The organism is Micromonospora sp. LZ34, from assembly GCF_052981855.1.
On the sequence record NZ_JBRIQN010000026.1, the window covers coordinates 40,809 to 56,037 of the forward strand.

Sequence of the window (15,229 nt, forward strand, 5' to 3'; positions counted from 1 at the left end):
TTTCTGACATCGGCGAGTGAAATCAGCGCTATGGCGCCCGCATCGATTCCTGGCGGCTGCCGTCCTCGCAGGCCAAACGGGACCGGCTTACCGGTGTCTACGGCGCTGACACGGTCAGCCTGCTACGCGCGGTATACGCGCCACCAGTTCGCCTGCGCCGTCTGCGGCGGGGAACTGCAATGCATCGAATGTCTTCAGTTGACACGGCAGGGTGCCTGACCTACGCGGCCCGTTCCGGAAGCGCTCCACGTACCGCGCCGGGTGGCCCAGCGCCAGCGGTGACATCGACACCACCTGCGGATCGTCGGCGGCGCCCCGCCCCGTGTGGGCGGCGACGATCTGGAGGACTGGCTCCCTGATGCCCTAGTAGGCGGAAGGCCATCACAGCACGATGCTGAGCGATGCCGTGGGCCCGGGGCGCCGCAACAATCGACTGATGCGGCTTTCTGGGCGTAAGTTGTAGTTCGCCACGAATGACGATCATGGATTTGTGGTCGGCGTCGCCCTCGGACACATCATTTCCACATATCGATCATGGGCCGAGCGGGTTGACCTGCTCTGCCGCGAGCGAAGGTGGCGAGGATGTTGAAGAACATCTTGCCCATGGGTCGGTCGGGTCGTAGCTCGTGCTCCGTGCCGCAGGAGAGGGAGCGCCAGCCTTCACGCGGTGTTCACCAGCTGATTCTGGCCGCCACCGGCAGGTGGTCGCTGCCGGTGGCCGGCAGCACCCACGAGCTCTCCGGCTCCACGCCTCTTACCAGGATCTGGTCGATCCGCACCGCAGGGAACTTTGCCGGCCAGGTGAAGCCGAAGCCGTTCCCGGCCGCGTCCTGGGCCGAGTTCAGCTGCGAGGTGATGCTGGCGAACGCGCGGTCGTCCATGGTGCCGTTCAGGTCGCCGAGCAGCACCACCCGCTCGTTCTGCTCGGCGGCGATGGCCTTGCCGAGCGCCTGCGCGTTTCTGTCCCGGTGGGTCGTCCAAAAGCCCGCCCTGGGATTTACCCGTGCGGACCCCAGGTGGGCCACATACACCGCCAGCGGACCCTGGTCCGTGGTCACCGTGGTGCGCAGCGCCCGGGTGTAGGCCATCTTGATGTCGACCGGCTTGGTGTCCGCCAGCGGCCCGTAGTCCATCTTGATGTCGACCGGCTGGGTGTCCGACAGCGGCAGCTTGCTCCACAGCCCGACCGTGCCCTGCACCGTGTGGTAGGGGTACGCCTTCGCCAGCTCGTTCTCGTACGTGCCCCGGGCCTGCTCGGTCAGCTCCACCAGGGCCAGCACGTCCGCCCCGGAGGCCGCCAGGCCGCGGGCGGTGCCGGCCGGGTCGGGATTGCCGGCACCGACGTTGTGGCTGGCCACGGTGAGGTCGCTGCCCGGATGGGACTTGTCGTCGAGAAGCCCGCCGAAGAGGTTCAGCCACACCACGACCGGCAGTAGCAGCGCGGCCACCGCGGAGGCGGAGCGGCGCCACAGCGCCCCGATCAGCAGTACGGGGATGAACAGACCGAACCACGGCAGGAAGGTCTCCACCAGGCTGCCGAGGTTCCCGATCCGGTTCGGGATCTTCGCGTGCAGCAGCATGAGCAGCCCGAGCAGCAGCGCCAGCGCCGCGAGCAGCCGGCCGCGCTTCCAGGGGCCCGGCCGGGAGGCGGCGCGTATCGCCCGGCGGATGCGCGCGCGCCAGGTCCCGGCGCCGGTATCCCGTCGGCCGGCGCCGCCCTGCCCGGTCTCCGCCGTGTCCACCCGCGTCATGTCTGTCCTCGCTCACTGCCGGTCACTGCTGCATCCTCGGGTCCTAGGGTGGGGTCGGCCGGGTTGGTCAGGTAGTCGTCGGCGCCCAGCCCGAGGCCCTCCACCCGGTCCCGGATACCGGCGGCAGCGGTGAGCAGGAGCACCCGGGTGCCGGCGACCCGGCGAGGCTCCGGCACACCTCGTCACCCGTGTGACCCGGCATGCCCCGGTCCAGCACGGCCACGTCGTACCGGTTCACCCCGATCCGCTCCAGCGCACCGTCGCCGTCGTAGCAGACGTCGACGGGCATACGGTCTCAAGCAGGAGTTAAGGGTTCTGTAAGCACCCGCCGGAGCCATCCTTCATGCCGTGGCCTCGGGGACAAATCCTCGCAACCCGCACCGGACGCCGACGTCCCCGCTGCGCCTGTCTGGGGCACGCAGGAGCTCAAGGAGTACGCCGCCCGCGGCATGAAGGACAAGTCGGAGGAGTTCGTCGCGTCGGGCGGCCGGGTCTACCTGCCGCTGGCCTGGCAGTGGAGGTCAGTCGCAGTGGCGGCGGCCGGTGAAGTGGAGTGACTGGCGACCGCTCTCCTGATCCGGCTCGTTGTCCGCCAGCGACTTGCCCAGCCCGGTCACCCAGCCGACGAACTCCTCGTCCTGCATCGGCAGCGGCTCCCCGTCCGCCGGGGTGCCCGCGCCGTCCCCATCGGCCCGGGACTTGTTGCGCCGGAACAGGCCCAGCCGGCCACTGGCCCGCCCGCTTGCCCGTCCCGCCTCGACGACGGACGCCGGGGCGGCCGGCGCGGCGTCGGCCGTGGGCGGGGGCCCGGCGCGCCGGGCGGTCGCGAGGGCGTCCCAGTTCGCGGCCTGGTTCAGGTCGGGCAGGGGCGGCCGGTTCCGAGGTCGGAGTGCCGGCTCGGACGTCTCCTCCGTTCCGGCCGGGTGGGTCGCCTCGGTGCCCCGAGCGGGCTCGGTCGGGGGCGGCACCCGCCGCGCCGGAACGACCGGCCAGGTCGCCCGAACCCGCGTCCGGTGGTCGGGCTTCGGCGGCTGGTACATCCGGCGGGTCCCGGGGGCGGCGATTGCCCCGTCCGGCGGCATCCCGTCGGGTTCGGTGCTGTCCGCCTCCGCCTCCGCCATCCCGGAGCCGTCCGCGCCGGGTCCAGCGGGAAGGTGGGCCGCCGTCGCGGGGGCCGGGTCCGGTGACTGCGGCGTGGCATCGAGGTCAGCCGATGTCTCTGGGGTGTCGTCGAGGTCGGCCGGTGCGGCGGTGGCGTCCCGGTCGCCAGCCGGCGCACCGAAGCCCAGCGGCTCGGCTGAGGTCCGGGGCTTCGCTGCGGTCGCGCCGGCGACCGGCCCCGTGCCGGCCAGGTCGACGGGCTCCGGTTCGCCGGTCGTACCATCGGCGGCCGGCGTCATGGCCTGCGGCACGGCGGGGCCGGCGGACAGCGGGCGGAGGATGTCGCTCGGCTCGACGACGCGCGCCTCGGCGGTGCCCGGCAGGAGCGGCCAGCGGAGCAACGCGGCGGCGGCCGAACCGAGCACACCGGCCGCGACGGCGATCAGCGCGCCGTAGTACGGCGTGATCTGGTACCGGTCGACGGCGTCGCCGGGACCGGCGGTCAGGTAGGCGAACGCGACCAGCACCGTGCCGACCGCGCCGGTCGCGCCGTTGACCAGCGGCGGATGCCCGCGCCAGCGGGCCAGGCCGCCGGTCGCCGCGCCGACGAGCAGGGCCACCGCCGGCAGAATCAGGATCACCTGCCGTTGCGCCGCGTCGAGCCCGGCCGGCTCCAGCACACCGAGCCGTACGGCGGGCAACGGCCCGGCGGTTGCCAGCGACGGGGCGACCGAGACCAGCGCCAGCAGCCAGACCGCGCCGCCCATCGCCGCCATGTTCCAGCCCAGCGGCGGCTTCACCAGTACGGCGATCGCGGCACCCGCGCCGACCAGCGCGCCGAGGATCGCGCAGATGCTGACGGCCCAGACCGGGTCCACAGAGAACCGCTCGACGGCCTGGGCCGGCCGGATGCAGAGCGGCGCCACGACGGTGGCGCCCAGCGCGGCGGCGGCGGCGACGGCCACCAGGCTGCCCGTGCTCGCCAGCACCCCGTACCGGCGGGCCAGGCGTGCGGTGACGATGGTGCCGGCTACGGCGGCGTGTGCCGCGAACCAGCCCACCCAGGCGAGCTGGGCCGGCCACTGGTTGACGGTGGTGCCGGTGGAGGCGCCGGTGAGCTGGACGATGCCGAAGCCGAACGCGATGCCGAGCTGACCGGCACCGGCGAGCACGCCCATCCCGAGCGCTGTGAGCAGCAGGTTACGCCAGGTGCGAAGGAGCATGTCGGGCACGTTACGCACCTTATGCACTGCTTCGCGCAGGAATGCCGTATTCTACGTCGGACCGCCCTGCCAGCGGTTACTTCAGTTCGACCAGGCGCGCCAGGTACGCGGTGCCGCCCACATTGCTGAGCAGTGGACGGTGCCCGGGTCGCGGTTAGACCAGGCCGCCGGTCGGCTCGTCCGCGTCAATCCGGTCGGTGGTGGGCGGGGTCGCGCCGGGGGTCGCCGGCGAGCTGGCCGAGTAGGGCGTTGAGGTCGGCGACCGGGTCGTCAACCGGCCCGGGGGTCGGCGTGGTCATGGGGTCGGCTCCGGTGGGGCGTGGGGGGTGAGGGTCCAATCGGTGCGGCCGTCGAGGTCCCAGCGGGCGATCGACGCGCGGATCGCTGCGGTGTACGCCCGTCCTGCCAGGGGGGCGGTGCGGGCGAGCGCGGGCGGGGGCGCCGGTGGCGTAGACGACCATGCGGCCGCGGGGCAGGGCGTGCAGGTCGGACACGTCGAGGATCCGCTGGCGCCGGGTGGCGTGGGAGACTGATCGCTGGCCCCATCCGGATCCGCTGCTGCTGGTCGAGCGGTGGTGACGTCGTGCTCGCCGATGAGCTTCGAGACTTCTTCCAGCCAGTCCGGGGTCGGCTCGCCGGCGCGCAGGACCGCGTCGGTGAGCGCGGCAACCAGCGGGGCGGGGCTTGTTTGTGCGGTCAATGTCCTGCAAGGCGACGCGCTCGACGCCCGCCCGCCGTAGGGAAAGCGTCACATTCGCGGTTGTTGATCATCCCGCTGTAGACCGATGAACTCGGCACATGAACACCCACGGAAGCGTGGGTGCTTCAAATGTGGGTTCAAGGCCCCCCTCGGAAACCAATTATGACTCACACGGTGCGCGCTGAGATCCACTGAAGCGCGCACCGTTTCTCATGCGCGGATCCATTGATTCTCCGAGCCGACTTCCGCGCGCCCGGGCCTTCCAGGCGACAAGGGCTGTCGACACTATTCGGCAGCGAAAAAGTTCGCCCGGTCAGCCGACCTGCATCCACCGCCGCAAAGGCCGTCTCCCGTGACGGGAGACGGCCTCTCCGGTTCGCGCGACGAGGTGAAGTCACCGAAGCCCGCCGAGCGCGGCGCCGCTCGCGCTCCAGCCCTGAGGTTCCGAGTCCGGCTTACTCCTTGGCGTGCCTCTCAGGCCGGGTACGGGGCCGAGTTGCGTGCCGCATGCAGGGCGGCGGCCCACCAGGCGAGCCGGTCCAGCAGGGTCTTGGCATATCCGGGCGCCTGGGAGTCCAGCGGCCGACCGTCTTCCCACGTCATGCGGTAGTTCGGGAATGCCAGACCATCCCGGATCGTCACGGCGTGCAGTTCGGTGAGCACGTTCTCCAGGTGGAGGACCGCGTGGCGGCCGCCGGCTGCGCCGCCGTAGCTGACGAAAGCGACGGGCTTGGCCCTCCACTGGGTGAAATGCCAGTCGATGGCGGCCTTCAGGGACGCGGGGTAGCTGTGGTTGTACTCCGGCGTGACGATGATGAATGCGTCCGCCTCCGCCAGACGGGACGTCAAGGACGCCATTCCGTCGGGGCGCGGGTATGAGTCGCCGGCGAACATCGGTGATACCGCCGGCAACGACAGCGGGATCTCGGCGTCGGCGAGATCGACGACGTCGATGTCGAACCCACCGTGCTCGCGCGCCTGGTCGGCGACCCAGGAGGCGACGACCGGCCCGAACCGGCCCTCCCGAACGCTCCCGACGACGATGACCAACTTGTGCTTCTCACTCATGCACTCCACGGTCCATCGTTCGCACGATGGCAACCAGACCGGGCTTAGGCTGGCCCCCGGAGGGCCACCCTGCGAGGTTCGAGGTGCCGGGGGTGGCCGCGCTAGGCTCCCTACATGAGCACGCCGCTGGGCGACTTCATCCGTGCCAAGCGCGACAGCATCCAGCCGGAGTCGTTCGGGCTGCCTGACCGAGGCCGCCGCCGGTCCCCTGGACTACGACGCTCGGACCTCGCCACGCGTGCTGGGATCAGCGTCGAATACCTCACCCGCATCGAGCAGGGACGAGACCGCAACCCGTCCCCTGCCGTGGTCAATGCACTCGCGGACGCCTTGAGCCTCGATGCCGCCGAGCGCAACTACCTGCGCCACCTCGTCAAGATCACCGGCGGCGGGTGCCCCGGGCACGAGCGGCTGGCGCCGCCCAACCGCCATGTCCGGCCCACCGTGTTGCAGACCCTCCAACTTCTCGAGCCCGGCATCGCATTCGTCACCAACCGCCTGGGGGACGTGCTCGCGTACACGCGGGAGTTCGAGCTGCTGATGCGTGGGACCGGGCTGCTCGAGAGCGGGACGCCGAACCTGACGCGCTACGTCTTCACCGATCCGCACGCCCGGACGTTTTTCCTCGACTGGGACCAGGTGGCCGACGAGCGAGCCTTCGAACTGTGGCTCGGGCCGTCCGCGGAGACCTCCGAATGGTTCAGGGCCGAGCTCGCCCCCCTGGCCGGGCCGGAGTTCACCCGACGACTCAACCGCCACCTGCCCCCACCGCACGTCCCGCTCCGGCTCAACCACCCCATCGGGCACGAACTTCGGTGGCAGCGAGAGAAGCTCGAGTTGCCGAAGACCGACGCGCAGGAGCTGGTCGTTCTCCTGCCGGCCGATGAGGCGACGGCACGGGCCATGGAGCGGCTGCGCCGCCAACCCGACCGCAACCTTCGCGCGGTCAACTAACAGGTCGACCACGGCCTGATCGAGCTCGACCGGCTGCTCCACGGGCGCGAAGTGAGCCAACCACCGCCGGTGCGGTGATCTCCCCGAGGCGGGTGCCGCTGCGGATGCGCGGCCACCCCCGCCGTCGCCTCGGGGCGGAACAGGGCGAGTACCTTGTCCGCGGCACTGTGCCATCCGGCAGCGTTTACGCTGTTACCGAGAAGGGCGGATCGTGATCGTTACTTGTTGCCGGGCACTGACTCCTTTCCTGTCCGGGGTCGGCCGATGAGCGCAGTCGCATTCCTCAACATCGCCATGCACGGGCACATCAACCCGACGCTGCCGGTCGTGGCCGAGCTTGTTCGTCGTGGTCACGCCGTCACCTACCACACCTCGCCCGCCTACGCCGAGGAGATCGCGGCCACCGGCGCGCGAGTGCTCCTCTACTCCGGGGATGAGCCACCGCTTGCGGGCCCGCCGACGCCGGTCACGGTGATGGAGCAGCTGGCGCGCACCGCCGTCACCGTGCTGCCCGGCGTCCTCGCGGATCTGCGCGGCACCCGGCCCGAGCTGATCGTGCACGACTCCCTCTGCCTGTGGGGGCCGGTGGCCGCCCGGGAACTCGGCGTGCCGGCAGCGTCGTCGTTCACCACGTTCGCGTTCAACCGGCACGTGCCCAGCCCCACCCGCGGCTCCTGGGAGCTGCTCGCCGCGGCGGCGGCCCTGCCCCGGCACACGGGGAGGTACCTGAAGTCGCGCTGGGAGTTACGCCGCCGGTACGACACGCGTGCGGTGCCCCTGATCGACCTGGCGAACATCCGTCAGCCGCTCAACCTGGTCTACACCTCGCGGGCGTTCCACCCCGGGGCCGACAATTTCGACCAGTCCTACCGGTTCGTCGGACCGAGCGTCGGTGCCCGCCCCGCCGACTCGTCGTTCCCGGTCGATCAGCTGCGGGATCCAGTGCTGTACGCCTCGCTGGGCACGGTGTTCAAGGCCGAGCCGCGGCTGCTGCGTGGCTTCGCCGACGCGCTCGCCCCGCTGGCCGGCACCGTGATCGTCTCCACCGGACAGACCGATCCCGCCGCGCTCGGTCCGCTGCCGGCCAACGTGATCGCCAAGCGCTCCGTACCGCAGCCGGAGGTGCTGGCCCGCGCAGCGCTGTTCATCACCCACGGCGGGGTGAACAGCGTCAACGAGGCCCTGTACGCCGGCGTCCCCATGCTGGTGGTCCCGCAGGGCGCTGACCAGCGGTTGGTGGCTTCCCGCCTCGTCGAACTCGATGCCGGCCTCTCGATCCGCACCGAGGACGTCGACGTGGAGGCCGTGCGCGCCCTCGCCCAGCGCCTGCTCGACGAGCCCCGATTCCGCGCCGCCGCGAACACCCTTCAGGTTGCCCAGCGTGAGGCAGGCGGTTATTCGCGGGCCGCCGACGAACTCGAGCGCTACGTGCGGCAGACCGGCCCGGTCACTCAGCCGAGCTCTGCCGATCTGCCACGGGAGGGCTGACCGGTGTCCCCCGTCGTCGCCATTCTGCTGCTCCTCGCCGGGCTGTCCGAGGCCGCCGGGCGTCTCGTACCCGTGGTGGCACGTCTGTCCGGCGCGTCGCGCATCAGGGTGGTCGGGTTGATGCTGGCCGGCGCCGTGGTCGACGGCGCGGTATTCGCGCTCTGGCCGCTGTCCGCGTGGACCCTCGCCGAGCTGGTGCTGCCCACCTCACCGTCCGAGGAGGCCGCGCTGGTCTGGACACCAGGCCTGGCCGCCCCGCTGCTGCTTGCCGCAGTCCTCGCGTTCCCGCTGCTCGGGCCGCTGCTGCACCTGTTGCTCATGGTGGGGGTGGGGGCCGGCCTCGCCACCGCGCTCGCCACGGTGGCCGGGCTCGGCTGGTGGGATGCCGCCGGCTGTGTAGCCGTCGCGGGAATCGGGCTCGGCGTCGCCGTCGAGGGCGTCCGCCGCCTGGTCGTGAGGCTCAACACGAGAAGAGCACCGGAGCCACTGGCATGATCGAGTTCGCGCTCCTGCTGCTGCTCTTCGGGCTCGGACCGGTCCTGCTCGCCGAAGCTCTGCTCGCCCGCTACGAGGTGCTGGCCTATGCCGCAGGCTGGCGGACTCCCACCACCGAGCTCCCGCGGGGCATGCCCCCTGCCCGGGGCGCGGACCCGGATCGCCCGCCGGACGCCTACCTGGTCTACCTGGACGGCATCGGGAAACGCCGCTTCCACGACACCCGCGACGGCGGCCGACTGGTCAAGTCCGTGATCCGAGGAGCGCCGGAGCTCAGGGTGCTGGGCCAGGTGCAGCCCTACTCGCCGCTGGCCGATCCGCTCGCCGACCGGCCGGTGTGGAAGTGGCTGCGCCGCCGCATCGGGCTGGTGCTGTTCCTGCACAACGTGGTGCAGATCTTCGTCGCCGCCGACCGCCGGTACCGTCCCCTGTACAACCGCGCCGTCGGCTCGCAGATCGCCACCCAGCTCCGGCTCGCCGGTTACCGGCGTGACAGCGGCATCCCGGTAGTGATTCTCAGTTACAGCGGCGGCGCACAGGTCGCCACCGGCGCGGTGGACGAACTGTGGTCGGAGCTGCGCTGCCCGCTCTGGCTGATCACTCTCGGCGGGTTCCACAACGGCGCCAACGACATCACCCACGCCCGGCACCTCGACCGGCTCACCAGTTCCACCGACTGGATTGAACGAGTCGGCACCGGCATGTTCCCGCAGCGGTGGCGGCTGTTCCGCCGGAGCGGATGGAACCGGGCCGTCCGCGACGGGAAGATCACCGTGCACTTGCTCGACCCGGCCACCCACGTCGGTCCGGGCAGCTACATCAGCCCAGAGGCCCGGCTACCCGATGGCCGCAGTCACCTCGACCGGACCGCCGACACGGTGATCGCGCTGATCCGGGATCGACTCAACGCGACTGCGAAGACCGACGGTCCGCTGCCATGACCGGACGAGGCCGGTGAGCTGAAGAAGGGCGTTATTCGTACAGTCGCGGTATTCCGCGCGCAGATCGCCATTGGCCGTGTATGGCGCGCACTCACGGGTAACGCGCATCATGCATCAAGAGGTGCCACGGCGCCGAGACCTGAAGAGGCGTCCCGGCTCGCGCTGGGAACGACTCGTGCGGGCGGGTGGCGGGGGTGCCGCCGAGGACCGGCTCGTCCAACGGCTCAAGGTGCGAGAGCGGGCGGTCCGGGTGTACGGCGGCGGCATCGTGGCCCTACAGGCGGGCATCGCCGCGGTAACCGCTTGGCTGCTGTCGCACGAACTGACCGGCAATCCCAGTCCCGTGTTCGCTCCGCTTGCCGCGGTCGGGACGCTGGCCGTGTCCGTAGGGCAGCGGGTACGGCGGATCGTCGAGCTGGTCGTGGGTGTGGCGCTGGGGGTGCTGGTCGGTGACGCGCTGCTGTCTCTCATCGGCACCGGGCCCTGGCAGCTCGGCCTGGTTGTCGTCATGTCGATCCTCGCGGCCTTCGCTCTCAGCAGTCGGGCGGCGGTGGTGATCCAGACGGCCAGCACCGCAGTGCTGATCACGACATTGAGCCCGCAAGCCCCGAACGTGGAGTTTTCCCGGTTCATTGACGCGCTGCTCGGCGGTGGTGTCGCACTGGCCACGGCGATCCTCCTGCCGGTCAACCCGTTGCGAGTGGTCAGGCGTGCTGCCGGACCGGCGCTACGAACGCTGGTCGAACAACTGACGGAAACGGCAGAGGCGTTGTGCGAGCGCGATATCGAGCGGGCGATCCGTGCCCGGGACCGACTGCGCGGCAACCAGGAGGAACTTCGGGTCTTGCGGGAGGCGGTGGCGGGCGCACGGGAGGTCACCCGGCTGTCTCCGTTGTCATGGCGGCACCGGCACGGTGTGCTCAGTCACTACGCCCGAACCGCCGAGCCGTTGGAGAGAGCGATGGGCAGCAGCGGGACACTGATCCGTCGAGCTGTCACCGTCATCGAGGACAAGGAGCCGGTCTCGGCAGAGATGATCGACGCGGTGCTCGCCCTTGCCGCGGCGGTGCGGATACTTCAGGACGAGTTCGCCGCTCGACGGGAGCCGCTCGATGCGCGGGCGAAAGCCCTGCAAGCCGTCGAACATGCCGGCGCGGCGTACGGAGTTGGCACTGGCTTCTCCGGGACCGTCGTCCTCGCCCAGATACGCACCACGGCCAGCGACCTGCTGGTCGCGTCCGGCCTCACTCAGGCGGACGCCAACAGCCAGGTCCGCCGCGCCTTCGGCAGGCTGCCGGACCCGTCGCCACCAGGCCGGCAGACCGGGACGACCGGCAACAGCATCGATCATCCACGTCTGACGCCGGACGCGTCGGCCCGGCGGCTGTGATCGTCGTCGTAGCGGCGCTCACCGCTTCCGGCGTCACTCGGCGCCGACCGGCCAACTACCGCGGCAGGGCGGGCGGGCCAGCGCTGACGGTGCCAGGAGCCGGGCCTGATCGGGGCGTCGAATTCAGCGTCGGGCCGGTGGGTCGGCCGGATGAGGCGGCCCAGGGTCCATCGGCTCGCGGAGGCGCTCGACCAGATCCCGTGCCGCCTCGGTGTACGGCTCCTCGGCCTCGCAGGGCGTGTGCCCCCTGATGGGTGGGGGCACGCTGTCGCCGGGTGGGGCGACCACGTCGCTGGGGTCCCGGAGCCGGCGGTCCACCATTGCCGCCGGGCCGGTGACGGTGAGCGGCGCGTCCGGCCGATGGGCGGCGAAGATCCATCCGCCGATGGGGTCGGTGTCGCGCCACAGGTTCACCCATCGCCAACCGACCCGACCCCCCACCTCGTACAGCATGTCGTCGTCGACGTAGGCGGGGAAGAGCCGGGTGTAGAGCCGGCGCAGTGGTGAGCCGTAGGTGAGGAGAGCGACCCGGCCGCTGACGTGGGGCGGCAGTTGGAGGGCGGTGGCGGTGACCAGTACAGAGCCGTGGCTGTACCCGGCGACCAGGACGGCGTTGCCGCTCTCGACCAGGTACGTGATGCGTCGTGCCAGCTCCGGCACGGCCCGTTCGGCATAGCAGGGCGGCGCGAAGGGGTGGGCGGCGCGCGGCCAGAAGGTGGCCAGGTCCCAGAGAACGCCGACGTGGCGCCGAAACCCGGCGGTCCGGTAGGCGAAGATTCCGCCGATGACCAGACCGAGCAAGGTCGCCGCGATCACGTAGCTGCCCATCGCGATGCCGAAGTTCACCAGTTCTGCCGGCACCCCTGCATACCGCTCGATGGTGCCGCCCGGATACAGCCCGAGCAGGTCCAGCGCGGTGGTTGCCGCACTGAGCCCGGCGAGGCAGGCGTAGATCACGGCCAGCGGTATCAGCCATTCGGTGAACCGGGCCCGGACGATCGCCTGCTGCACCTGCCGCAGCCGGGGCGCGGCCTCCGCCGGCGGGTCCGGAAAGTCGCGTGCGACGATCGCGGCCGCCGCGCGGGAGCGGCCGCGCCGGGAGATCAGGGTCACCAGGCCGGCGACGACCAGCGTGAGCAGCATCGCCCGGAAAAAGCCGTAGATCGCCCAGGTGTACGCCCCTGGTGGGCGGGGGACCAGCTGTTCTGGAACCGGTGCGGCGCGGTCCAGGTAGTCGGCCACCGCGTGGACGAGTTCGGCGGAGAACGCCACCGCGAGACCTGCGGCCACGGCCGCGGTCGCGAGCGCGCCCAGCCCGAGTAGCGGCCGGTGACCCGGCTTCCGGTCCGGGCGCCACAGCAGCGCGCCGGCCAGGGCGGTCAGCAGCCCGGCATGAGCGACGAACAGCCAGGTGAGGGTCGGGCCGTAGCCGGGCAGGCCACCCCCTTCCTGCCAGCGCCCGGGGCTGAACAGGACGTGGGCGCAGACCGCGATGGTGAGACCGACGGCGGTCGTCCGCAGCAGGCGGGCGGCACCGTCGAGCCGCCGGTTCGTGGGGGCCCGGTCGATCAGCGGAGGGGTGCAGAGCAGGGCCACCGAGGTGGCCAGGACTAGTCCCGTCGCCGCCGCCAACCCGATGGTGATGGCGGAGGCGCCTTGTGCGGCTCGGGCGCCGAGCAGGCTGCCGTCCAGTGTCGCGAACGCCGCAGCGACGTGGATCGAGCGCAGGCGTCCCACCAGTGGCTCGGCGTCCCACTGGCCGACCGTGCTGAGCGGGTGCCCGGACACCGTGCTGACCGGCGCCCGGAACGCCTTGAACGGCCGTCCCGGGCGCGTGCTGGCCCACCAGATCAGGCCGATGGCGGCGGCCGGCACCAGCGCGAGCACCGCCAGCCGCAACCCGGTGGGACGCCCACCCAGCCAGGACAGCCAGCTACGACCGGACAGACAGGCCGAGGAGGACATGCACTGCCAGGCGACGAGGTCCAGCGCGACGCCGACGACGGCGAGCACGTAGAGCGCGGTCAGGGTGAGGCCCAGCACCCGGCACAGAGATCTGACCACCGCGTCGGAGGCCGGGTTTCCCGGTCGCATCCAGATCGCCACGTTGAGCAGCATGAACGGCAGCACGAACAGCAGCGAGAGGGTCCGAACCACGGTGCCGGAGGGCAGGTCACTCCACCGGTACGCCTCCAGCGTCACCCCGCCCGGGCCGCTGACCTCGGAGCAACCGGGTCGTGGCCGGTAGAAGCCGGCGCTGCGATCTCCCGCGACCTGCTGCACGTGCGGTCGGTCCAAGACCTGGTCGGCACCGGCGGCGGCGATCCCGTGCACCCGCAACTCCACCACGTCGTTCGGCGTCGCCGGCCCGCGCACTCCCGCTGGTCCATCTGACATCGACCCTCCGAGACATCTCGGCCCCACCGGAGGTGGCGGGGTTGAGGACGGTCCCGCCAGCCGAGTGGAAGCCGGGTCTACCCCACCCGGCCGGCTCTAACCCTGCAGGGACCAGTGCCGCCCGGCACGACCACCGTGCCCGCGGACGGGGAGCAGGCGGAGGCCAAGTCGTCTACGCCCGTTCGAGGCTCGCGGTATCGCCGTCGTTCGGCCCGGTCAGCCAGGTGCGGATGCTGGCGAACGCGGTAGGTCCGTAGTCGTCGTCGACACCGCGGGCGAGGTCTGCGATGGATACCGCTTGCAGGGCGGCGCGCCAGGCGGCGTCGGCGCCGGCCATCGCGCGGGCGATGGGGCACGGCCGGGTGCAGGCCTCCGGCGGTGTCGCCAGGGGGCCCCGCTGGCGGATCTCGGTGCAGACGAACGTGGGTTGAGCGCCGTCGACGGCGGTGACGACGTCGAGGATGGTGATCAGTTCGGGTGCCCGGGTCAGGACGTATCCGCCTGCCTTGCCCTGGACGGAGGTGACCAGGCCGGCGCGGGAGAGTGCCTGCAACTGTTTGGCCAGGTAGCTGCCGGAGACGTCGTGCAGTTCCGCGAGCCGGGCGGCCGGTACGGGTTCCGTCGCCGTGGTGAGCACGACGCAGCAGTGTAGTGCCCACTCGACTCCGCCGGACAGCTTCATACAACCCCCCGCTTGACTCGGACACAGACTATCCGACTATCGTCTCGGACAGAAAGTATCCGAGTTCGAGGCTGGGTCCTCGGCGAAGTTGGCGTGCCTTCCGGCACGTCGTGGAAGGGTGAGAGCCATGAAGCTCACAGTCATCGGTGGTACCGGACTGATTGGCTCGCAGGTGGTCCAGAAGCTGACCGCGGCCGGCCACGAGGCCGTCCCCGCGGCGCTGTCGACCGGCGTCGACCTGATCACGGGGGAGGGCCTGGGCCAGGCGCTGGAGGGCGCCGAGGTCGTGGTCAACGTCGCGAACTCGCCGACCTTCGACGAGGCGTCGCTCGACTTCTTCCGTACCTCCATGACCAACCTGCTGGCCGCGGGGGAGCGTGCCGGTGTCCGGCACCAGGTGATCCTCTCGATCGTCGGGGTGGACCAGGTGCCCCAGCTCGACTACTACCGCGCCAAGACGCTGCAGGAGGACCTGCTCCGGCAGGGGCCCACGCCGTACTCCATCGTGCGCGCGACCCAGTTCTTCGAATTCGTGAACGCGGTCCTGTCCTGGACCTCCGACGACACCACGGTGCGCCTGCCCGCTACCCGGGTTCAGCCGATGGCCGCCGCGGACGTCGTCGACGCGGTCGTCGACGTCGCCACCGGCGCCCCGCTGCACGGCATCCGCAACGTCGCCGGCCCGGACGTCTTCGCCCTCGACGACCTCGGCAGGATCACCCTGGCCGCACAGCACGACGACCGGGCCGTCGTCACGGACGACAAGGCCGGCATGTTCGCGGTCGTCGCCGGCGACGTGCTCATCGCGGGCCCGGACGCACACCTGGCACCCACGCGCTACCAGGACTGGATCCAGTCCGCCCGCTGACCCGGGTGCGCGGCCCTCGAGGACGTCCATCGGACGGCGGTGGCCGGCCGGTGCGGCGACCGGCCCTGGCCGGACACCACGCGGCCCGCGCGGTGGACGAGCCGCTCCCCGACGACCGCTGACCGCACGTGCTCGATGCGCCTGACCTGCCGCATCTGCTCCTCCCTTGCC

The 15,229-nt window shown here is 71.3% G+C and carries 11 protein-coding genes and 1 pseudogene; 6 read left to right on the forward strand and 6 right to left on the reverse strand.

Annotation, left to right across the window (positions count from 1 at the left end; genetic code table 11):
* Positions 1–671 precede the first annotated feature (671 nt).
* From ACVCAH_RS24590 to ACVCAH_RS24605, 4 genes and pseudogenes are all read right to left on the reverse strand, one after another.
* The gene (locus ACVCAH_RS24590; RefSeq protein WP_447138558.1) at positions 672–1,751 is read right to left on the reverse strand and encodes an endonuclease/exonuclease/phosphatase family protein; all 1,080 of its coding nucleotides are present in this window, start codon (positions 1,749–1,751) and stop codon (positions 672–674) included.
* A 59-nt stretch (positions 1,752–1,810) separates the two neighbouring features.
* A pseudogene (locus ACVCAH_RS24595) lies at positions 1,811–2,040 on the reverse strand (response regulator); the annotation flags it as partial.
* 232 nt (positions 2,041–2,272) lie between these two features.
* Entirely contained in the window at positions 2,273–4,084 is a 1,812-nt protein-coding gene (locus ACVCAH_RS24600) for a hypothetical protein (protein WP_447138559.1), read from the reverse strand.
* Positions 4,085–5,249: 1,165 nt separating this feature from the next.
* Positions 5,250–5,843 (reverse strand): NADPH-dependent FMN reductase, encoded by a 594-nt coding sequence (locus ACVCAH_RS24605; protein WP_447138560.1) that lies wholly within the window; start codon positions 5,841–5,843, stop codon positions 5,250–5,252.
* A gap of 114 nt (positions 5,844–5,957) precedes the next feature.
* Between ACVCAH_RS24605 and ACVCAH_RS24610 the strand changes: the two genes are divergently transcribed.
* The 5 genes from ACVCAH_RS24610 (at position 5,958) to ACVCAH_RS24630 (ending at position 11,111) form a co-directional block, all read left to right on the forward strand.
* The gene (locus tag ACVCAH_RS24610) at positions 5,958–6,797 is read left to right on the forward strand and encodes a helix-turn-helix domain-containing protein (protein WP_447138561.1); all 840 of its coding nucleotides are present in this window, start codon (positions 5,958–5,960) and stop codon (positions 6,795–6,797) included.
* Positions 6,798–7,061: 264 nt separating this feature from the next.
* On the forward strand, positions 7,062–8,285 hold the full coding sequence (locus ACVCAH_RS24615; RefSeq protein WP_447138562.1) for a macrolide family glycosyltransferase: 1,224 nt from the start codon (positions 7,062–7,064) through the stop codon (positions 8,283–8,285).
* Between the two features lie 3 nt (positions 8,286–8,288).
* Positions 8,289–8,780: a hypothetical protein gene (locus tag ACVCAH_RS24620; RefSeq protein WP_447138563.1), complete on the forward strand. Its 492-nt coding sequence runs from the start codon at positions 8,289–8,291 to the stop codon at positions 8,778–8,780.
* Complete coding sequence (locus tag ACVCAH_RS24625; RefSeq protein WP_447138564.1) at positions 8,777–9,721, forward strand: hypothetical protein; 945 nt, start codon at positions 8,777–8,779, stop codon at positions 9,719–9,721. The genes ACVCAH_RS24620 and ACVCAH_RS24625 overlap by 4 nt, the downstream gene beginning before the upstream one ends.
* A gap of 175 nt (positions 9,722–9,896) precedes the next feature.
* On the forward strand, positions 9,897–11,111 hold the full coding sequence (locus tag ACVCAH_RS24630; RefSeq protein WP_447138565.1) for an FUSC family protein: 1,215 nt from the start codon (positions 9,897–9,899) through the stop codon (positions 11,109–11,111).
* A 123-nt stretch (positions 11,112–11,234) separates the two neighbouring features.
* Here the strand turns inward: ACVCAH_RS24630 and ACVCAH_RS24635 are convergent, their stop codons facing one another.
* Entirely contained in the window at positions 11,235–13,508 is a 2,274-nt protein-coding gene (locus ACVCAH_RS24635) for a hypothetical protein (RefSeq protein ID WP_447138566.1), read from the reverse strand.
* Between the two features lie 172 nt (positions 13,509–13,680).
* On the reverse strand, positions 13,681–14,190 hold the full coding sequence (locus tag ACVCAH_RS24640) for an RrF2 family transcriptional regulator (protein WP_447138567.1): 510 nt from the start codon (positions 14,188–14,190) through the stop codon (positions 13,681–13,683).
* 127 nt (positions 14,191–14,317) lie between these two features.
* On the opposite strand from ACVCAH_RS24640, the gene ACVCAH_RS24645 reads away from it, so the two are divergent.
* A complete protein-coding gene (locus tag ACVCAH_RS24645) occupies positions 14,318–15,058 on the forward strand; it encodes an SDR family oxidoreductase (protein ID WP_447138568.1) in 741 nt (246 codons plus the stop codon).
* Positions 15,059–15,229: the final 171 nt, after the last annotated feature.